Source organism: Caproiciproducens sp. NJN-50 (genome assembly GCF_004103755.1).
Classification (GTDB): domain Bacteria; phylum Bacillota; class Clostridia; order Oscillospirales; family Acutalibacteraceae; genus Caproicibacter.
In genome coordinates, this window is sequence record NZ_CP035283.1 from 3,115,316 (window position 1) to 3,134,621 (window position 19,306).

Genomic DNA, 19,306 nt, shown 5'->3' on the forward strand with positions numbered 1-19,306 from the left:
AAAATATGAGAAAATACGGTATGATAAGAAGGTACGGGCAAAGGGGGACTGATTCGTGTTCCATTTTTTCGCCGTGCTGTCGCGCATGAAAAATATCAACCGCTGGGGCCTGATGCGAAACACCCGGCAGGAAAACCTGTGCGAGCACAGCTTTGAGACCGCCGTCATCGCGCACGCGCTTGCCGTCCTGCGCAACACCCGCTTCGACGGAAACGCCGACCCGGGCCGCGCCGCCGCGCTCGCCCTGTTCCACGACGCGCCGGAGATCATCACGGGGGACATGCCGACTCCCGTCAAATATTTCAGCCCGAAAATCCGCTCCGCCTACCGGGAGGTGGAATCCGTCGCGCGGGAGCGCCTGCTCGGCTTCCTGCCGGAGGACCTGCAGGGCGTGTACCGCCCGCTTCTGGGAGAAACCGCGGAACCCGGCGACGCGGAGCTGCTGAAGCTGGTCCGCGCGGCGGACAAGATCTCCGCGGTCATCAAGTGCGTGGAGGAAAAACGGATGGGAAACACGGAGTTCTGCCAGGCGGAAACGGCCCTTCGCAATTCGGTCAGGGAACTGCGTTTGCCGGAGGCGGACTGCTTCATGGAAGAATTCCTGCCCTCGTTCAGCCTGACGCTGGACGAACAGGAATAATTGGAAAATTTCCAGAAATTTTACAAAAAATAATTTTTTTCCGCAATCATAGAAAGCGGCCTTTTCTTTATACTATTACGGTTAAGGACGCACAGTTTCTTTCCGCGGACCTCCGATCAGGACGCGCCTGCGGCGGACGCACAGCGTCTTTTCGCGCCTACGGCGGACACGGCTTTGGCGCGGTTATGCTTTTCAGTCTGCGGTTCGTCCCGGGCACGCTTTCAGGGAAACTCTTTGCAAACACGGCTCGTTCCGCCGCCGGGAGTTTCTTCTCTCTGCGCCGCCCGGACAAAGCCACAGATTTCCACGTTCCGCACGGCGGGCCGAATCATGAAGGGATGGATGAAGTGAAAAGAAGAAGAAGGCACCTGCTCCGGAATATTTCCATTTTGGTCCTAAGTCTTTTGATGCTTACCGCGGGGGTCGGCTGCGTTTACGCCGACAGCCTGTTGAACAGAATCAACTTTGCCGATCCGCAGGAGGAAGAGCCGCAGTCGACCGGCTCCCTGTTTGAAACCAACTCCGGCGGCGGGACGGACAGCGCCAACGCCGGGCTCCTGGGCGGGCTGTACCATGACGACGCCATTACCAACATTCTGCTGCTCGGCGTGGACAATTACCAGAAAAACGACACGGGCCGCAGCGACAGCATGATGCTGGTTTCAGTGGATACGCGCCATAAAAAAATCAAACTGACCTCCTTTATGCGCGACCTGTATGTCGCGATTCCCGGCGTCGGCAGCAACCGCCTGAACGCCGCCTACAGCATGAACGGCGGCGGGGTCAAGGGGGCACAGGCTGTCGTGCGCACGCTCGAATCGAATTTCGGCGTGGATATCGACCGCTATGTCATTATAGACAATGACGCTTTTAATAAAATTATCGACCGGCTCGGCGGAGTCAAGATCACGCTGACGGCGGCGGAGGCCAAGCTGGTAAACCAGTATTCGGGGGATTCCAGGCGGAATCTGAAAGCCGGCACGTTCACGCTCAGCGGGGCGCAGGCCCATTATTATTCGCGCATCCGCGCGATCGGCGACGATTTCGAGCGCACGGAGCGGCAGCGCAAGGTGTTTTCCAGCATCGTCGATTCCCTGAAGGGCTCCAGCCTGCCGACGATCTACGGCGCGCTGGCCGATACGCTGAATCTCGTGACGACAAACATGACCAAATCGGAAATTCTGGCGATGGCATCGAATTCCCTCACGTACCTGAATTATCCGATCAGCCAGGACCGGGTGCCCGCGAACGATGAGTATACGTCTGAAACCGTGATGCTGGGCGGAACGGGGGCCGATGTTCTGGTTCCCATTCTCGACAAATGCAAAAAAGACATCGCATCCTTTATTTTCGAGAGCGATATTCCCGATAAGGTCTACAACAACGCGGGCTAACCGGCGCGTCGCCGGTCCCGGCGGCCCGCTGTTCAGTGCGCAGAAAAAGAGCAGTTCAGTTGAGCGGGACGGTATCAAGAAATCCCCCGACAGTCCAAGGCTTTAACCCGCGCGGCGATTCTGCCGCGCGGCTTTTTTCGAAAGGAGGCGGGCGCGTGTCCGCACCGCTCTATGAAGCATTGGTCCGGCACGCCGCCCTCGGGCGGGCATCCTTCCATACGCCGGGCCATAAAAACAATCCCGCCGCCCTCCCGGACGGCCTGTCCCGGCTCGATCTGACCGAGCTGCCGGATACCGGCAGCCTGTACGACGGCGGCGGTCCGGTCGAGCGGGCGGAAGAACTGGCCTCCTCCCTGTTCGGCACGGCGCGCACCTGTCTTTCCGCGGGGGGATGCACGCTGTGCGTCCAGGCGATGTTCCGCCTCGCCGCCCCGCACGGCGGAACAGTCCTCTGTGCCCGAAATGTCCACCGCAGCGCGGTCGGCGCGATGGCGCTGCTCGGGATCGAACCGGTCTGGGCGATGCCGGAGGATCTGGTCCATGCGGTGGACACCTGCGGAGCGGACGTGAAAGCCGTTTATGTCACCAGCCCGGATTATTACGGGCGGCTGCTCGACATCGCCGCGATTTCCGCGGCGTGCCGCAAAAAGGATCTTCCGCTTCTGGTTGACTGCGCGCACGGGGCGCACCTGATGTTTACCGAACCAAAGCTGCACCCGCTTCTCCGCGGCGCTTCCATGACCGCCGACTCCGCCCACAAGACGCTCGGCGTCCTGACCGGCGGAGCGTGGCTGAACATCGCGGACTCCCGCTTTGCAAAGGACGCGAAGGAGGCGATGGCCCTGTTCGGCTCCACCAGCCCTTCGTTTCCGGTTCTCGCCTCTCTCGACCTGTGCCGGGAGCGGCTGGAACGAAATTCCGGCGCCTTCCCTGTTCTGCAGGAGCGCGTGAGCCAAATCCGTTGCCTGGCCCGGTCGCGCGGGATTCCCTCGCCCGAAGGCCTCTGCGACCCGACGCGGCTGGCGCTGAAAACGTCGGAAATCGGGCTGGCCGGCATACAGGCCGCCGAGCGGTTCCGTGCCGCCGGCGTCGAGCCGGAGTATGCGGACCGCTCGTTCGTGATTTTCATCCCGACGCCGTTCAACACCGAAGCGGACTTTCTCCGGCTGGAACAGGCCGTCCGCCGGCTCCCCGCCGGGGATCCGCTTCCTGAAATTCCCTCTTTTCCGCCGCTCTGCCCTTCCGTCGTTCCCCTGCGGGAGGCGGCGCTGGCCGAAACCCGGTCTGCCCCGCTCTCCCGGGCCGCCGGAGAAACCGCCGCGCAGATCGCCTGCCCCTGTCCGCCGGGCATTCCCGTCGTCATGCCGGGCGAGCGGATTTCAAAAGAGGCGGCGGAGTTTCTGCGCGGCACTGGCATTTATGAAATAAAAGTGATAAAATAGAATAGAACAAAGTATTTCATCATCAGGATCTCACGAACGGGAGGGATACGAATGAAGCTGGTATTGGCGATTGTAGGCAACGACGACAGCGGCATGGTCTCCTCGGCACTGACCAAGGAGGGCTTTTCCGTCACAAAGCTCGCGACAACGGGCGGATTCTTGAAGAAGGGCAACACAACTTTTATCGTCGGCACGGAAGATGAAAAGGTGGACCAGGTCATTTCCATCATCGCCGGCCAGAGCCGGCGCCGCACGCAGCTCGTCCCGAGTACCACCACCATGGATATCGGCGTCTACTCCGCGTTCCCGGTGGAAGTTACCATCGGCGGTTCCACGATCTTTGTGCTGAATGTGGACCGCTTTGAAAAGGTATGAGTTTGAATTTTGAAGGTTTTTCCGGCAATCCGGAGGTCAAGAGGAGCTTGTCCCTTGCCTTTGATGAGGGACGTTTTCCCCACGCGGTTCTTCTGGAGGGTTCTCCGGGCAGCGGAACCGACATCCTCTCCGGGATTCTTGCGAAGGCGGCTGTCTGCCTTGCGGAGAACGAACGGCCCTGCGGGCGCTGCCCCGGCTGCGTCAAGGCGGCCGCGGGCTCCCACCCGGACATCCTGACGCTGGACGGCGACGGCAATCCCCGCGTTTTTCCGGTGGACGCCGTGCGGGAGATCCGCGCCGGAGCCTACATCCTTCCAAACGAGGCGCCGAGGAAGGTTTACCGTCTCTTAGGCGTGCATAACATGGCGGAACCGTCTCAGAACGCGCTTCTAAAAGTTCTGGAAGAACCGCCCGAAAACGTGATTTTTCTTCTGACCGCCTTCAGCGCTTCCGCCCTGCTGCCGACCATCCGGTCCCGGGTGCAGATTTTTACTCTGGAAGACGGCGGGGGGAGCGAAGAGGGCCGCGGGGAAGCGGCGGCGGTCGCGCGCGCGGTCGTGGCGCCCGGCGAGGCGGAGCTGCTGTTCCAAACGGCGCCGCTCATCCGGGACCGCGACCGACTGCGCGCCGTTCTGGCACAGCTTTTTTTGCTGCTCCGCGACGCCGCCGTGCTTCGGGCGGGAGGAAACTCCAGCCTCTCCGGCGAAAGCGGCGCGGCGGCGTACCTCGCCTCCAAGCTGACCCGGAAAAGCCTGATGCTTCTTCTGGAGGAAACCGGGCGCGCCCGGCGCGCGCTGGAGCAAAATGCAAACGCGGCGCTTCTGGTCACCGCCCTGTGCGCGGGGCTGAGGGAAGCGGCCGGAAAATCATAAATGGAAACAGCGACGAAAAGGAGGGCCATATGGCCGAGGTAATTGGCGTGCGATTTAAGAACGTCGGCAAGGTCTATTATTTTGACCCGGCCGGCAACATCCTGAAAAAGGGCGACAAGGTGATCGTGGAGACCGCCCGCGGAGTGGAATGCGGGGAAGTCGCCATGGAAAACCGCCAGATCGGAGAGGAAGAGCTTGTGCAGCCCCTGCGCCAGCTTATCCGCACCGCGACGGAAGAGGACCTGCAAAAGGTCGAGGAAAACAAGAAAAAAGAAAAGGCGGCCTTTGGGATCTGTCTGAAGAAAATCGCCGCCCATAAGCTGGAAATGAAGCTGGTCGACGTGGAATACACGTTCGACAATTCGAAGATCCTGTTCTATTTTACGGCGGACGGACGCGTCGACTTTCGCGAACTGGTCAAAGACCTCGCCTCCGTTTTCCGTACCCGCATCGAACTGCGGCAGATCGGCGTGCGGGACGAGGCGAAAATGCTCGGCGGGCTCGGCATCTGCGGCAAACCGTTCTGCTGCGCGACGTTCCTCGGCGGGTTCCAGCCCGTTTCGATCAAAATGGCCAAGGAGCAGGGCCTTTCGCTGAATCCCGTGAAAATCTCCGGCATCTGCGGCAGATTGATGTGCTGCCTGAAATATGAGCAGGAGACTTACGCCAGCCTGCTGCGCAGCGTCCCCGGGATCAATTCCGTCGTCATGACGCCGAAGGGGCGCGGGGTGGTGGCGGACAACAACCTGCTGACCGAGACCGTCTATGTCCGGCTCGACTCCTCCCCGGACACCCCCACGCAGGCGTTCCGCGCCAGAGACGTCCGCGTATTGAAAAGCGGAAAAAATGCAGTCAGCAAGGACGAGATGGAGCAGCTGAAAACCCTCGAGGGGAACTAAATTTACGGTTGCAATTTTGCATTTTTATGTTACAATAGGTCTATATAAAGTATTGGAGGTGTTCCTTTTATGGCATATGTTATCAGTGATGATTGCATTTCCTGTGGTGCCTGCGCCGGTGAATGCCCGGTGGAAGCAATTTCGGAAGGCGATGGCAAATTCGTGATTGATCCGGAAAAATGCACGGAGTGCGGATCCTGCGCGGAGGTCTGCCCCGTCGGTGCGCCGAAACCGGAAAACTGATTCCGACAGGACAAAAAGACGGAGCGTTCTGCGCCCGTCTTTTTTCTTTTTCAGCCAATTTGAAACGCCATAGGAGGACCGCAGCAATGGAACGCCGGGATGTTCGCCTCCGGGCGGAGGAAGCTCTCCGCACAGACGGGAAGCTGGAGCCACTTTCTTCCGGCTTTTACGCCGTCACCGGAAAAAATCACACCTTTAATACCGACACAATCCTGCTCGCCGATTATTCCATGCCGCGCCCCGGTGAAACCTGCGCCGATTTCGGCACGGGCTGCGGCACGATCCCGCTTTTATGGTGCGCCCGGTCCGCTCCGCAGCGGGTATACGCGGTCGAGCTTCAGGAGGAAGCCTGTGAACTCGCGCGCAGTTCCGCCCGTTTCAACGGGTTGGAGAACCGGATCGAAATCGTGCAGGAGGATATCCGCCTCCTGAAGGACAATCGTTCCATCCCCCGCAGCCTCGATCTGATCGCCTGCAATCCTCCCTACCAGCCGGACGGGTCCGGACAGCACAGCACACAGGAAAGCCGCCGGATCGCGCGGCACGAGGTCGCCTGCAGCTTTTCCGAAATCGCAGCGTCCGCCGGGGCGCTTCTTCGCTGGGGCGGACGCTTTTTTTTCTGTCTTCGGCCCGCGCGCCTCTGCGACGCCATTCCGGCGCTCCGGACGGCCGGGCTGGAACCGAAACGGCTCCGTTTTGTTCAGCAGCGCGCGGACAAGGCCCCTTTCCTGTTTCTGATGCAGGCGAACCGGGGCGGACGGCCCGGCCTTTCGGTGCAGCCGGCGCTGCTGGTCGAGTCGGAAAGCGGCGGCTGGTCCGAAGAGATGCTGAGAATCTACGGAGATTACAAGGAGGGGCGGACATGAGCGGAAAGCTGATTGTGGTCGGCACGCCGATCGGGAATCTGTCCGATTTTTCGCCGCGCGCGCGGGAGGCGCTGGAAAGCGCCGACTTTATCGCGGCGGAAGACACGCGCGTTACCGTAAAGCTGCTCAATCACTTCGGGATCAGGAAGCCGATGATCTCCTATTTTGAGCACAACAAATACGAAAAAGGAGACGTGATCTGTGAGAGGATCGGGGCCGGAGAAACCTGCGTGCTGGTGACCGACGCGGGAATGCCCGCGATTTCAGACCCCGGTGAACTGCTGGTCGCTCAGTGCGCCGAACGCGCCCTGCCCGTGTTCGTTGTCCCGGGTCCCAGCGCCGTCATTTCCGCTCTGGCGGTTTCCGGACTGCCGACCGGGCGCTTTACCTTTGAGGGTTTCCTCAGCGTTTCCAAAAAAAGCCGGCGCGAGCATCTGGAAGAGCTGAAAACGGAACGGCGCACCATGGTGTTCTACGAGGCGCCGCACAAGCTTGCCTCCACCCTTGCCGATATGGCGGAAGCCTGGGGCGGCGGGCGGCGGGTCGCGCTGGCGCGCGAATTGACGAAAATCCATGAGGAGGTCATCCGCACGACGCTGGCACGGGCGGCGGACCGTTACGTGGGGGAGACCCCCAGGGGAGAATTCGTGCTCGTGATCGAAGGCGCGCCGGAACCGAAGCAGGCGGAGTCCTCCGCCGCGGACGCGCTGAAGCTGGCGCGGGAGTATCTCGGCCAGGGGCTGTCCGCGCCGGAGGCCGCAAAGCGGGCCGCGGCGGAAACCGGGCGCAGGAAAAACGAACTTTACCGGGATCTGACGCACGGCTCCGGAAAAGACTGAATACGCGGCTGGGTTTGCCAAACGGACTCCGCTTTTTTCTTTTCAGTCTTAATAACTGCATTTTCTTCCTTTATACTGAAATTATCATGATAAATTAGGTGAATGCGAATGAGTGTAAAGGAATACGCGAAACAGACCGTTGCGAAAGCGGCAAATATCATCCGTGGAGATTCCGCCCGGCACGGGGAGTGGAAACACCAGTTAAACGAATTTGCTGTCTGTCAGTGCGGAAGCCCGCGGGACATGATCTCCATCCTCGGGTCTTTTTTCAAGTGGAGCATCATCTCCATACTGATTGGCGCCGTGGCTGGCGGGGTAGGCACTCTGTTCTATTTCTGCATCCGGTATGTTACGATGCTGCGCACCACTTACGGATGGCTGATCTGGTTTCTTCCACTGGGCGGTCTGGCCATCGTGTTTCTCTATCACATGGGCAAAATCACGCAGCCAAAGGGAACGGATCTGGTGATCGAAGCGGTGCGGTCACCGGAACCGATCCCCACCATGATGGCGCCGCTGATTTTTATCGCAACCGCAATTACGCACCTGTTCGGCGGTTCGGCGGGCCGCGAGGGAGCCGCCCTTCAGCTTGGCGGCAGCCTTGGTTACCGGATCGGGAGCCTGTTCCGCCTTGATGAAAAAGATCTGCACGTGGTTACCATGTGCGGCATGGCCGCCTGTTTTTCCGCCCTGTTCGGGACGCCGCTGACCTCCACTCTGCTGGTAATGGAAGTGATAACGGTCGGCGTCATGTATTATTCCGCTCTTGTTCCCTGCATCGTCGCCTCTATTGTCGCGGCGGGCATCTCCCGGTCGTTTCATGCGATTCCCACGCAGTTCACCGTCACCGGAACGCCCGATATCGGCGTCTTGCCGCTCCTGCAGGTGGCGCTGCTGGGAATCCTGTGCGCGCTGGTCAGCATCCTTTTCTGCTTTGTAATGCATGGCACTGGCCTGCTCTGCAAAAAATGGATTCCGAACCAATACATGCGTGCTGCGGCCGGCGGGGGCTTGCTCATTTTCCTCTCCCTGGTGTTCGGCCGGGATTACCTGGGCATGGGCAGCGACGTAATTGCCGCGGCCTTCCTGCAAAGCTCACGGCCGGAAGCGTTTTTGCTGAAACTTCTCTTCACTGCCGTGACGCTCGGCGCGGGGTTCCGCGGCGGCGAAATTGTTCCCGCTTTCTTTGTCGGGGCTACGTTTGGCTCCTTCACCGGCAGCCTGATCGGATTGAACCCTTCCTTTGGGGCGTCCGTTGGCTTTATGGCGGTATTCTGCGGGGTGACAAACTGTCCTTTGACCTCGTTTGTCCTCAGCGTCGAGGTTTTCGGTGAAAAGGGAATCATCTACTATCTTCTCGCCGCCGGAATCAGCTACATGCTCTCCGGGTATTCCAGCCTATACAGCCAGCAGAAAATCCTGTACGCAAAAGACAAATCCCTTTATATCGGCGGCGAATAAAGCACAAAAAAGCGGGCGCCTCACAGGGTGCCCGCTTTTTTGTGACAGACCGGCTATTCCATGATGGAAGTGATCTTAGTGCTCACACGAACGGCATCACGCCGGTAATCAAACCTGAATTTGCGCATCACCCGCTGCACGACACCCTGCGCGGTTTCCGACGTGACGGTCTGCAGCATGGCAATATACTGCGTCGCACTGCAGGAGGCCACCGTGTCCCCTCTTCTCATTCCGGTCAGAATGGCATTTTTGAGCTTTTCAGAGGCGGCCCTGAGGACTTCCGGCTCCGGCATGCCGCCGTCCCTGCCGTTCATCGTAAACAGAATCAGGAATATGGAAAGGCCGGTGCGCGGCATCATCCGGACCTGGGACCGATACAGATATTTAAACATATCGTAATCACAGTAAAAAGCCCCTTTGATTTTTGTCTTCTCCTGAAGGTCGCTGTGGATGCTTTCCAGATCCGTCTGCGGCCGGCTGCTGTCCGATATCCGGCTGACGCACGGTTTAAAAAGGCCGCTGAGATTGACCCCGAATTCCTGGTAGAACAGCTTCACAGTGCGGTCGTAGTGGTCGAACGCCTTCCCCTCGCAGCCCGTGTTTGAATAAGCCTGCAGCAGCAGAATATGGACCGGCTCCTCATAGGGGAACAGGCGGAGCGCTTCTTCGCAGACCGGGATCATCTCCTCAAAGCGGTCCTTTTGCGCCAGCAGGCCGCAAAGGCCGACAACACAGCGGAGATACAGTCCCATATAGCGCGTACTCTGCAAAATCACCCAGGTTCCATAGGAAGATTTCGGCAAAAAGCCGTTCTGATAAAGCCCGATCGCCTTCCTGTACCATCGGATCCGCTTTTCAACCGGGGCTTTTTGCAAACAGGCTTTTTGAGCGTATTCAAGGAACCGCTCGGAATCCACACTGCATTCATACTGGTTGTTCCATACGTAGGTCCCGTTTAAAAAAATAATAAATTGGGACTGGTCGCCGGACAAGTCCCCCAGAATCGTGCGCGCCCGGTAAACGAGGTTCTTCAGGGCATTTTCCGGGTCCCCGCACTCGCGCCCGTCCCAGATATCCCGGAGAAGCCGGTTCAGCGGCACGGGAACATTGCGCTGCGCAATGAGATATTGAATCAGCATCCAGACCCTCTTGGTACGCCCTTTCAGATTTGTCAGAGTTTTTCCGTTAATGGTAATTGAAAATTCGCCAAACATCTGGACGCTGATTTTAGTATTTTTCCCGGAATACAAACTCATCGCTTCCCATCCGAAATTCTACATTCAGTGTACCATAAACCGCGACGATTTACAATTCTGGAACCTCGGCTCTGTAAGAAGTTAATTTTCTTCCAGTTTCTCCAAAACGAGCTGATGGAGACGTCTGCTTTCGTTTAAATCGATCACCCGCTGGTTCCGGCTGCCGCGAAACAGCAGCGTCAGATCCTTCTGCTCCTGCAGAAACGGGCCGTCCACCAGCACGTCCGTCCGGTCAAGAAGGTCCTTGACCTCAGGGTCACGCATCGCCAGAAGCTCCTCGTACCGATACCCGGAGTAGGTGGTCACATCCAGCCCGGCGGAATGCACAAGGGAAGCCAGCTCCGCCAGCGGGCCCGGCTGGCAGAACGGTTCGCCGCCGCTGAAGGTAACGCCCCTGAGCAGCGGATTTTCGCGGATCCGGCGGAAAAGATCGTCCGTATTCATCACGGTTCCGCCCTCAAACGGGTGGGACTGGGGATTGTGGCAGCCCGGGCAGCGGTGCGGACACCCCTGCACGAACACGACGAACCGGATGCCCCTGCCGTCCACGATGGATTCCGGCTCAACGCCGCAAACGTTCAGTTCAGATGCCATGCTTGACCCGGTCCCTTTCCTCCGCGCGTTTCGCGTCGTTGAACCGGTCCAGCGTGCCGACCAGGTAGCCGGTGATGCGGCGGATGCGCTCGAATTTCGGCCCTTCGTCCTCCGTCCGGTGGCAGTGCGGGCACTCGTTGTCGATGATCCCATTGTAGCCGCAGACCGGGTCGCGGTCGACCGGATGATTGACGGAGCCGTAGCCGACGCCGCTTTCCTTCATGCAGCGGATGATGGCCTCGAACGCCTCCGGGTTTTTCGTCGTGTCGCCGTCCAGCTCCACATAGCTGATGTGGCCCGCGTTGGTCAGGGCATGATAGGGAGCCTCCAGTTTGATTTTTTCAAACGCGCGGATGGGAAAATAAACGGGAATATGGAACGAATTCGTGTAGTACTCCCGGTCGGTGACACCGGGGATCTTTCCATATTTCTTTTGGTCGATCCTGACAAAGCGCCCGGAAAGACCCTCCGCGGGTGTCGCGAGAAGCGTAAAATTCAGCCCCGTTCTCTTCGATTCGTCGTCCATGCGCTTTCTCATATGGCCGATGATCTCAAGGCCGAGCTTCTGGCTTTCCGGGCTTTCGCCGTGGTGTTTTCCGGTCAGAGCCTTCAGCGTTTCCGCGAGGCCGATAAACCCGACGCTCAGCGTGCCGTGCTTGAGGACTTCCTCGATGCTGTCCTCCCAGCCGAGCTGATCGCTGTCGATCCAGACGCCCTGGCCCATCAGGAACGGATAATTGTAGACTTTTTTGGAGCACTGGATCTTGAATCGGTGCAGCAGCTGCCGGACGACCAGGTCGATGCGCTTGTCAAGGATCTCATAGAATCTGCCGACGTCTCCGTGCGCCTCGATGCCGATGCGCGGCAGGTTGATCGAGGTAAAGCTCAGGTTCCCGCGGCCGCAGGTCACCTCACGGTCCGGGTCGTGAACATTGCCCATCACGCGCGTGCGGCAGCCCATATAGGCGACCTCCGTATTGTAGTCTCCCGGTTTGTAGTACTGGAGATTGAACGGGGCGTCGAGAAAGCTGAAATTCGGGAACAGGCGCTTCGCGCTGACCCGCACCGAAAGCTGGAACAGGTCGTAGTTCGGGTCCCCCGGATTGTAGTTGACGCCCTCCTTGACCTTGAAGATCTGTACGGGGAATATCGGGGTCTCCCCTTCTCCGAGGCCCGCCTTTGTCGCGAGCAGCAGATTTTTCATCGCCATGCGGCCCTCCGGCGACGTATCCGTTCCATAATTCAGGGAACTGAACGGAACCTGAGCGCCCGCGCGCGAATTCATGGTGTTCAGGTTGTGGATCAGCGCTTCCATTGCCTGATACGTGGCGCGGTCTGCTCCCCTGACCGCCGCCCCGACCGCATACCGGTGCGCCTTGGCCGCCTCCCGCTCCGCGATCTCCTCAAAGCCCCCGGCGCGCTGATGCTCCGGCAGATATTGAACGAAGCGGATGCCATATTCGTCCGCATTTCCCATCGTGATGTCATCTCCCACCGCGCGGCGCGTCTCGACGGTCAACGCGTCCGCGTCGGCGGCTTCCATGCCGTGGGCAACCTGAAAATATTTGGAAAGCTCCTGAAAATAACACCGGCGGAACGTTTTGGCGACGCCCGGAGCCATGGAAAAGTCGAAATTCGGGATGCTCTGGCCGCCGTGCATCTCGTTCTGGTTCGCCTGAATCGCGATGCAGGCCAGCGCCGCGTAGGAGCTGATGTCGTTCGGCTCGCGCAGCGTGCCGTGCCCGGTGCAGAAGCCTCCTTGAAACAGCTTCAATAGGTCGATCTGGCAGCAGGTCTCCGTCAGCATGTAGAAATCTTCGTCGTGGATGTGGATGTCCCCGCTCAAATGTGCGGCGGCGATATCCTTCGGCAGTATGTAGTTGTTGATAAAATATTTGGAGCCCTCCGAGCCGTACTTCAGCATCGTCCCCATGGCGGTGTCCGCGTCGATGTTGGCGTTTTCCCGCTTCAGGTCGATGTCCTTCGCGTCGCGGAACGTCAGCTGGCGGTAGATATCCATCAGGTCGCCCTCAGCCTGCCGGATCTTCGTATGCTCCGCGCGGTAAAGGATATAGGCTTTTGCGGTTTTTGCGAAATCCTTCGCAATCAGCATCTCCTCCACGGCGTCCTGAACCTGCTCCACCGTCGGCGTGCCGCCGCCGTCGAACTTCCCGGAAATCCGGGAGGTCAGGCGGTCCAGCTCCTCCCCGGTCATTTTTTCGGTCCCCACCGCCAGATTTGCCTTTTCAATCGCACTGCGAATTTTTTTTTCATCAAACGGAACGACCGACCCGTTTCGTTTCTGAATCCGTGTCGCCATATTAACTTCATCCTTTCCGGTTCTTTTCCACCGGAAGATCGTTCCGGCGGACGAGTGTAATAAGAATTATACTTGTTTTTATCCGGAATGTCAAGAAAGGATCTACAAGATATAGTGTGTTAATTTTTTAATTTTCGACAGTGAATACCATCTGTAGTTATCGCTTATTTACTGCCATGTCCAGGAGCGGCCGCCGTCGACCGTCGCGAGCAGACCGTGCGCGGCCAGAATCCAGCCGTGCCCGTCGTCCGTAAACTGCATGGGACAACGGTCCCGCGCCGTATCGAAAGTGTCTTCCCCAAGCCCCTTCGGCAAAAGATGAGGATCCCACGTTTTGCCCGCGTCCTGCGTGGTCAGCAGTTCATATCGGATTTCCGATTCTCCGGAGGATCCCGACGCGAGAAGAAATCCCCTGCCCGCAGACAAGAGGGCGGCCGCAACGGCACCGTCGTCCTTTAAAGCGATCGTTGGGCTTTCCCAATCCGTTTTCCCGCCGGCAAGGCGGCTCAGCGCGCTTTGGTTGGATATCACGCTGTCCCCGCCGCTGTACGCGGAGGGGTTCCACGTTTTCCCGCCGTCCGCGGTCCGGTAAATCCGCCCTCCCTTTACGATCATCGCTCCGCCTTTTTTGTCAAAAAACCGGAAGCAGTCCGGCGTTTCATTTGGAGCAAGGCCGCCGCACAGCCTGCTCCATGTGACGCCGCCGTCCAGGGTATGCAGAACCGAAAGCGAACCGTCCGAAGCGCCGACGGGCGCCGCCAGAACCCAGCCCTCCTCCGGGCTGATAAAGGACAGATTTTCGACAAAGTACTCACCGGTAAAGCTCTTGACCGTCAGCCAGCTTTGTCCTCCGTCCTCCGTTTTCAACAGCGCGTTCGGATCGGAGAGTTCTCCCAGTCCGTAGCCGGTCCGGCTGTTGACAAACGAAAAGTCGACGGTCGGCGCCGGCGCCGGGTAGAGCTGCTGCCAGTTGTCCCCGCCGTCTTCGGTTTTCAGCAGGTAATCCCCGCGGTTCGGGTCCATTCCGACGGCCCATCCCAATTGAGCGGTCTGAAACACAATTTCCCTCGCGCTGGTGATTTTCTGGGTCTCCTCCACATTTTCCGAATTCGAAGCACCGGCCACCTGAAAGCTTTTTCCTCCGTCGCGCGTGACGGAAAGGCCGCCGTCGACCGGGCCCGCGCCGACATTCAAAGGGATCCATCCGGTCTGCGAATCCACAAAGCAAAGCCCCTGCGGAGTCGGGCGGACGCTTTTGACCCCGCCGGCCTTGCTCCAATGCAGCCCGCCGTCCGCCGTGTGGTACAGCTCCCCGTTCCAGGTGGCAAGGTCGGAGGTCAGGAACCACCCCTCCTTGGCATTCAGAAAATCCACGCCGGCACAGCCCGCTCCGCCCTCGTCCATCTTTTTCTGGAACTGGCGCCGCCAGCTCCTCCCTCCGTTCGACGTGTATCGGATGGAAACGCTGCTTTTCTTCCTGTTCACACCGACGACCCATCCGTTTTTCCCGTCCGCAAAGCACATTTGGACCGGGATAAAATCCTTGATTCCGAATGAAACGGCAGTCCAGGCCGTTCCGCCGTTCTTTGTTCGCAGCAGACGGCTCCCGGTGAGCGCAAACGCCGTCTGAGCGTCTCCCGCCCACAGCGCGGGCTTTGATTCGGATTCATCGGAAGAACTTTTCCACTGCACCGTCCAGCTCTTCCCGCCGTCCTTCGTGTGGAGGACGGAATAGCGCACCAGTTTGGAAACATTGGCAGCGGCGGCCCTGGACGTTTCCTGCGAAACCGCCCAGCCTTCATTTTGATCCGCAAAAAGGACCGCGTCAAGCTGCCGGCTGTCGTCACCTGTTTTGGTCCAGGTTGCTCCGCCGTCCTGCGTCGTCAGAAGCTGCGACCGGTAGGAATCGGAACCGGATTCATACCGGTCCCGGATCATCCATCCGGCATCGCCGTCGAGAAAATCGATGCTGTGAAGCTCAAAATGATTGTCCTCCCCTGCGATCTGTACCTCTTCTCCCGGTTTCAGGCCCGCTTGCGAAGAAACGGACTGCGAGCTGCCGGACGCGGGCAGGGAGTCAGCACCGCTGCTTTCCTCCGAGCTTGACGGGGTCGGCGAGCACCCCCCCTGCGCCGTCAAAATGAAAACTGCCGTAAGGATTCCAATCCATCTTTTCAACAGACACTCCTCCTGTCCGAAAAATCACCGGGCGGCAAAGTGATTCACAGCCCAAGCATAAATCGATTCCAGCACGGGAAGCAAGCCCGTGCCTTCGCCTGTCAAGGCGTATTCCACCCTCGGCGGGATTTCCTGATACTGCCGCCGCTCGACCAGGCCGGATGCGGTCAGCTCCCGGAGGCTTTGGCTCAGCATCATGTCCGTAATTCCGGAGACACGCTGCCGGATTTCTCCGTAACGGGCCGACTCGCCGTCGCGCAGCGCCCATAAAATGCGCAGCTTCCATTTTCCGCCGATCAGCGATACCGCGCGCTGCAGAGGCGCATCGCTTTCCGGCCCCGGCGCGAGGGGACTTTCCTGCAAATACTGGTTCTGTTCCTCCTCGCGCCGGTTCCGCTTCTCCCGTTTTTTCTTCTTTTTCAATCCGGTCCGCCCCCTCCGCGCGCCGCGCGTTTTCGCCGTGCCGCCTCCCTGGAAAACGGGCATCCGCAGAAGTCCTGCCGGTACAGCCCGTATTCGCGGGAAAGCTCGATCGACCGCTGATACCCGCGGCTCTTCTTGAAATCGGAGGGCAGATAAGGCACTTCGTACTCGCCGGAAAGCTCCTGCCCGATCTCATTGAGCTTTTGTGCGTCTTTATAGGGACTGACCGTCAAAGTCGTAGCAAAAAAATCGTATCCGCCCGCCCTGGCGTACTTCGCGGTCTCCTCAAGCCGCAAACGGTAACAACCCGCGCAGCGTTCGCCGCCCTCCGGTTCCTGCTCCCTTCCGCGGGCCATTTCAAGAAACTGGCGGACGTTGTAACGGCCCTCGATGAATCGCGCGGGATAGCTCTGCGGCAGTTCGGAGAGCAGGCGCTTGACCTCCGCCGCGCGTTTTTGATACTCGTCTTCCGGCAGGATGTTCGGATTGTAGAAAAACACCGTGATCCGGAAACACGGCGAAAGCTGCTCCAGGACACTGCTCAGGCAGGGGGCGCAGCAATCGTGCAGCAGCAGCGTGGGTACCCGGCCTTCAAAGCCGTTGATGATTTCCAGCATTTGATTTCTGTAATTGATCTTGTTCATGATGCGCCCTCCTTATCTCTAAAGAATACCATTCATTTTCCGTTACAGGGTTTTACGGGCCGCCGGTTTTTCAGACCTCATGATGTTTTATTCCGTCTTTTTATCCCGCGGCAGAATCGATATTCCAAGCTCCTCAAGCTGTTTCAGGTCGACTTCATCCGGCGCGCCGCTCATCAGCTCCGCGGAGGAAGCGACTTTCGGGAACGCGATGACGTCGCGGATGCTGTCGCAGCCCAGCATCAGCATGACCATGCGGTCCAGGCCGAACGCCATGCCGCCGTGCGGCGGCGCGCCGTAGCGGAACGCGTCGATCAGGAAACCGAAGCGCCTCTGCGCCTGCTCCGGGGTAAAACCGAGCACCTTGAACATCCTTTCCTGAATATCGGGCCGGTTGATGCGGATCGAACCGCCGCCGAGCTCGTTGCCGTTCAGCACCATGTCGTAGGCGACGGCCAGCACGCTGCCGGGGTCGGATTCCAGCTTGTCGAGGTCCTCCTCGCGCGGCATGGTGAACGGATGATGCATTGCGACAAAACGGTTTTCCTCCTCGCTGTACTCAAACAGAGGGAAATCCGTCACCCACAAGAGGCATGGCTTCGAGTCGTCGATCAGCCCGAAGCGGGATGCCAGCTCCCTGCGCAGCGCGCCGAGGGAGTCGAACACCGCTTTGTTTTTGCCGTCCGCAACCAGAAACAGCACGTCGCCCTGTTCGGCGCCGAGGGCCTTCCGCACCGCCACGGCTTCTTCGGGCGCGAGGAATTTCTCATAAGACGAGGTCTCCTTCTCCGAAGCGAGCCGCGTCCACGCGAGGCCCTTCGCACCGTAGGCTTTCACCCATTCGCCGAGCTTGTCGATCTCCTTGCGGCTCAGGGCGTCGGCCTTCCCCTTCAGGTTGATGCCGCGCACGCTGCCGCCCGCCGAAAGCGCGCCCGCGAACACGCGGAACTGCGTACCCGCCAATACGCCGCTCAGGTCGGTCAGCTCCATCCCAAAGCGCAGGTCCGGCTTGTCGGAGCCGAAGCGGGTCATCGCCTCGTGCCAGGTCATGCGCCGGAGCGGGGTCGGGATATCGATATTCAAAACTTTTTTATAAACATCCTTGACACACCCCTCCGCGATGGCCAGAACGTCGTCCTGCGAAACAAAGGACATCTCGAAGTCGACCTGCGTGAACTCCGGCTGGCGGTCGGCGCGCAGGTCCTCGTCGCGGAAGCAGCGGGCCACCTGCATGTAGCGGTCGAAGCCGGAAAGCATCAGAAGCTGTTTGTAGAGCTGCGGCGACTGGGGCAGCGCGTAAAAGCTGCCCGGGAACACGCGGGAGGGCACCAGATAGTCGCGCGCGCCCTCCGGCGTGGATTTGATGAGGTCCGGCGTTTCGATTTCGAGAAAGCCGTTGTCGTCGAAATAGTCTCGCACGGCCTTGACGATGCGGTGCCGGCCGATGATTTTCTTCTGCATGTCCGGTCTTCTCAGATCCAGATAGCGGTATTTCAGACGAAGGTCTTCCTTCACATCGGTTTTTTCCTCCACGGCGAACGGAGGGGTCTCGCTCTTTGCGAGCACGCGCAGCTCCGCGACGTCAAGTTCAATCTCTCCGGTCGGAAGATCCGCGTTTTTCGAAGACCTCTCCTTTACCGTGCCGCGCGCCGCAAGCACAAATTCCGCCCGTGCGGCGAACGCCTTCTGAAAGACCTCCCGGTCCGTTTTCTCCCCGAACGCAAGCTGGACGATCCCCGTGCGGTCGCGCAGATCGATGAAGATGAGCTGCCCCAGGTCGCGCTGGCGCTGCACCCATCCGCAGACGGTCACTTCCCTGCCGCAGTCCTTCGCGCGAAGTTCCCCGCAGTAATCGGTCCGTTTTAAGCCTGTCAATGATTCCGGCATATCCATTTCCCCATTCTTTATCTTAAATAAAATCCGATTTTAACTTTACAGCCTGGGAGCAATCTCGTCAAAAACGGCCCTGACGATCGAATAGGGCCGCTGTTCCTCGTGCGCGGTGACGGTCACCGCGGCTTCCCGCTCCGGCAGAAGGATGCAGAACTGTCCGTATTTTCCGTCCGCGCGCCAGGTCCCCGGCGCGGAGCAGAGCCACACCTGGTATCCATAGCCCGCGAGGCACTCCGGCTCTTCACAGCCGTCCCATCCGCTGGGGATGGAATCCGCCGACATGTTTTTCAGATATTCTTCGCTCACTAGCCGCTTCCCATCCCAAACCCCGTGATGGAGCAGCAGGCGGCCTAGGCAGCTGAACTCGTCCAGAGTCAGGAAGAACTGGGTCGCACAGAGCGTGTGTCCCTGCGGATCGGCGTGCCACTGCGGATTTTCAATCCCAAGAGGGACAAACAGGCGCGGGACCAGAAAATCCCGCACGTTTTTTCCCGTGACCTTTTCCACCGTGCGCCCCAGCATGTAGCAGCAGGCGTTGGAATAGAAAAACTGCACCCCCGGCTGTTTTGTCACCGGAACGCGGAAAAAAAGCTCCGCCCAGTCGTCCTCCATTTTCCGCCCGTCCAGTTCTCCGAACCAGAAGTGCAGCTTGCCGGAGGCCATGTGCAGCAGGTCCCGCAGCGTGATCGCCTCGCTTCCCGGCGCCGCGATTCCACGGTACTCCGGAAAGAAATCCAGCACGCGGTCGGAGAGGCTGAACCGGCCGTCTTCCAGACACATGCCGACGGCCAGGGAAGTAAAGGTCTTGGAGGCCGAATAGAGATTCACCGGGTCGTTCGACCGCCAGAAGTGCGTGACGGATTCCCCGCTGCTCCGTTCCACGCGGATGCCGTACACATGGAGCTCCTGTTCCGCCGCGGTCAGGCGGAACCCATCCAGTATGGATTCTTTCATTTGATGTCCCCCGATT

The 19,306-nt window shown here is 59.3% G+C and carries 18 protein-coding genes; 10 read left to right on the plus strand and 8 right to left on the minus strand.

The window, feature by feature from the left end; genetic code table 11:
- Window positions 1-55: 55 nt before the first annotated feature.
- From yfbR to EQM14_RS15265, 10 genes are all read left to right on the plus strand, one after another.
- On the plus strand, window positions 56-640 hold the full coding sequence (gene yfbR / locus EQM14_RS15220; RefSeq protein ID WP_128744013.1) for a 5'-deoxynucleotidase: 585 nt from the start codon (window positions 56-58) through the stop codon (window positions 638-640).
- A gap of 347 nt (window positions 641-987) precedes the next feature.
- Window positions 988-2,034, plus strand: a complete 1,047-nt coding sequence (locus tag EQM14_RS15225) for an LCP family protein (RefSeq protein ID WP_243112555.1) — start codon at window positions 988-990, stop codon at window positions 2,032-2,034.
- Window positions 2,035-2,189: 155 nt separating this feature from the next.
- Complete coding sequence (locus EQM14_RS15230) at window positions 2,190-3,476, plus strand: aminotransferase class I/II-fold pyridoxal phosphate-dependent enzyme (protein ID WP_128744014.1); 1,287 nt, start codon at window positions 2,190-2,192, stop codon at window positions 3,474-3,476.
- A 51-nt stretch (window positions 3,477-3,527) separates the two neighbouring features.
- Window positions 3,528-3,851: a cyclic-di-AMP receptor gene (locus EQM14_RS15235; protein ID WP_128744015.1), complete on the plus strand. Its 324-nt coding sequence runs from the start codon at window positions 3,528-3,530 to the stop codon at window positions 3,849-3,851.
- Window positions 3,852-3,853: 2 nt separating this feature from the next.
- The gene (locus EQM14_RS15240) at window positions 3,854-4,723 is read left to right on the plus strand and encodes a DNA polymerase III subunit (RefSeq protein WP_128744016.1); all 870 of its coding nucleotides are present in this window, start codon (window positions 3,854-3,856) and stop codon (window positions 4,721-4,723) included.
- Between the two features lie 29 nt (window positions 4,724-4,752).
- Complete coding sequence (locus tag EQM14_RS15245) at window positions 4,753-5,622, plus strand: PSP1 domain-containing protein (RefSeq protein ID WP_128744017.1); 870 nt, start codon at window positions 4,753-4,755, stop codon at window positions 5,620-5,622.
- A 69-nt stretch (window positions 5,623-5,691) separates the two neighbouring features.
- Entirely contained in the window at window positions 5,692-5,865 is a 174-nt protein-coding gene (locus EQM14_RS15250; RefSeq protein ID WP_128744018.1) for a DUF362 domain-containing protein, read from the plus strand.
- 86 nt (window positions 5,866-5,951) lie between these two features.
- Entirely contained in the window at window positions 5,952-6,731 is a 780-nt protein-coding gene (locus tag EQM14_RS15255) for a tRNA1(Val) (adenine(37)-N6)-methyltransferase (protein WP_128744019.1), read from the plus strand.
- A complete protein-coding gene (gene rsmI, locus EQM14_RS15260; RefSeq protein WP_128744020.1) occupies window positions 6,728-7,570 on the plus strand; it encodes a 16S rRNA (cytidine(1402)-2'-O)-methyltransferase in 843 nt (280 codons plus the stop codon). Before EQM14_RS15255 ends, rsmI begins: the two co-directional genes overlap by 4 nt.
- Window positions 7,571-7,678: 108 nt before the next feature.
- A complete protein-coding gene (locus tag EQM14_RS15265; protein WP_326974893.1) occupies window positions 7,679-9,031 on the plus strand; it encodes a chloride channel protein in 1,353 nt (450 codons plus the stop codon).
- Between the two features lie 53 nt (window positions 9,032-9,084).
- Here the strand turns inward: EQM14_RS15265 and EQM14_RS15270 are convergent, their stop codons facing one another.
- From EQM14_RS15270 to EQM14_RS15305, 8 genes are all read right to left on the minus strand, one after another.
- Window positions 9,085-10,287, minus strand: a complete 1,203-nt coding sequence (locus EQM14_RS15270; RefSeq protein ID WP_128744021.1) for an AfsR/SARP family transcriptional regulator — start codon at window positions 10,285-10,287, stop codon at window positions 9,085-9,087.
- Window positions 10,288-10,368: 81 nt separating this feature from the next.
- Window positions 10,369-10,881 (minus strand): anaerobic ribonucleoside-triphosphate reductase activating protein, encoded by a 513-nt coding sequence (nrdG, locus tag EQM14_RS15275; RefSeq protein WP_128744022.1) that lies wholly within the window; start codon window positions 10,879-10,881, stop codon window positions 10,369-10,371.
- Window positions 10,871-13,201, minus strand: coding sequence for an anaerobic ribonucleoside triphosphate reductase (locus EQM14_RS15280; RefSeq protein WP_128744023.1), 2,331 nt, complete (start codon window positions 13,199-13,201; stop codon window positions 10,871-10,873). Before EQM14_RS15280 ends, nrdG begins: the two co-directional genes overlap by 11 nt.
- A 168-nt stretch (window positions 13,202-13,369) precedes the next feature.
- Window positions 13,370-15,379: a WD40/YVTN/BNR-like repeat-containing protein gene (locus tag EQM14_RS15285; RefSeq protein WP_128744024.1), complete on the minus strand. Its 2,010-nt coding sequence runs from the start codon at window positions 15,377-15,379 to the stop codon at window positions 13,370-13,372.
- Between the two features lie 24 nt (window positions 15,380-15,403).
- Window positions 15,404-15,802: a winged helix-turn-helix transcriptional regulator gene (locus EQM14_RS15290; protein WP_128744025.1), complete on the minus strand. Its 399-nt coding sequence runs from the start codon at window positions 15,800-15,802 to the stop codon at window positions 15,404-15,406.
- Window positions 15,799-16,446 (minus strand): epoxyqueuosine reductase QueH, encoded by a 648-nt coding sequence (locus EQM14_RS15295; protein WP_128744026.1) that lies wholly within the window; start codon window positions 16,444-16,446, stop codon window positions 15,799-15,801. The genes EQM14_RS15290 and EQM14_RS15295 overlap by 4 nt, the downstream gene beginning before the upstream one ends.
- Before the next feature lie 87 nt (window positions 16,447-16,533).
- Window positions 16,534-18,330 carry an aspartate--tRNA ligase gene (gene aspS / locus EQM14_RS15300; protein WP_128744027.1) on the minus strand — a complete coding sequence of 599 codons (1,797 nt, stop codon included), beginning with the start codon at window positions 18,328-18,330 and terminating at the stop codon, window positions 16,534-16,536.
- A 45-nt stretch (window positions 18,331-18,375) separates the two neighbouring features.
- Window positions 18,376-19,290 carry a serine hydrolase domain-containing protein gene (locus tag EQM14_RS15305; RefSeq protein WP_128744028.1) on the minus strand — a complete coding sequence of 305 codons (915 nt, stop codon included), beginning with the start codon at window positions 19,288-19,290 and terminating at the stop codon, window positions 18,376-18,378.
- Between the last annotated feature and the right edge of the window lie 16 nt (window positions 19,291-19,306).

Bases quoted from the DNA above. Each gene is read 5' to 3' on its own strand.
- EQM14_RS15235 (WP_128744015.1), top strand. From the start codon at position 3,528: ATGAAGCTGGTATTGGCGATTGTAGGCAACGACGACAGCGGCATGGTC.
- EQM14_RS15245 (WP_128744017.1), top strand. From the start codon at position 4,753: ATGGCCGAGGTAATTGGCGTGCGATTTAAGAACGTCGGCAAGGTCTAT.
- EQM14_RS15250 (WP_128744018.1), top strand. From the start codon at position 5,692: ATGGCATATGTTATCAGTGATGATTGCATTTCCTGTGGTGCCTGCGCC.
- EQM14_RS15255 (WP_128744019.1), top strand. From the start codon at position 5,952: ATGGAACGCCGGGATGTTCGCCTCCGGGCGGAGGAAGCTCTCCGCACA.
- rsmI (WP_128744020.1), top strand. From the start codon at position 6,728: ATGAGCGGAAAGCTGATTGTGGTCGGCACGCCGATCGGGAATCTGTCC.
- EQM14_RS15265 (WP_326974893.1), top strand. From the start codon at position 7,679: ATGAGTGTAAAGGAATACGCGAAACAGACCGTTGCGAAAGCGGCAAAT.
- EQM14_RS15270 (WP_128744021.1), bottom strand. From the start codon at position 10,287: ATGAGTTTGTATTCCGGGAAAAATACTAAAATCAGCGTCCAGATGTTT.
- nrdG (WP_128744022.1), bottom strand. From the start codon at position 10,881: ATGGCATCTGAACTGAACGTTTGCGGCGTTGAGCCGGAATCCATCGTG.
- EQM14_RS15280 (WP_128744023.1), bottom strand. From the start codon at position 13,201: ATGGCGACACGGATTCAGAAACGAAACGGGTCGGTCGTTCCGTTTGAT.
- EQM14_RS15295 (WP_128744026.1), bottom strand. From the start codon at position 16,446: ATGAACAAGATCAATTACAGAAATCAAATGCTGGAAATCATCAACGGC.
- aspS (WP_128744027.1), bottom strand. From the start codon at position 18,330: ATGCCGGAATCATTGACAGGCTTAAAACGGACCGATTACTGCGGGGAA.
- EQM14_RS15305 (WP_128744028.1), bottom strand. From the start codon at position 19,290: ATGAAAGAATCCATACTGGATGGGTTCCGCCTGACCGCGGCGGAACAG.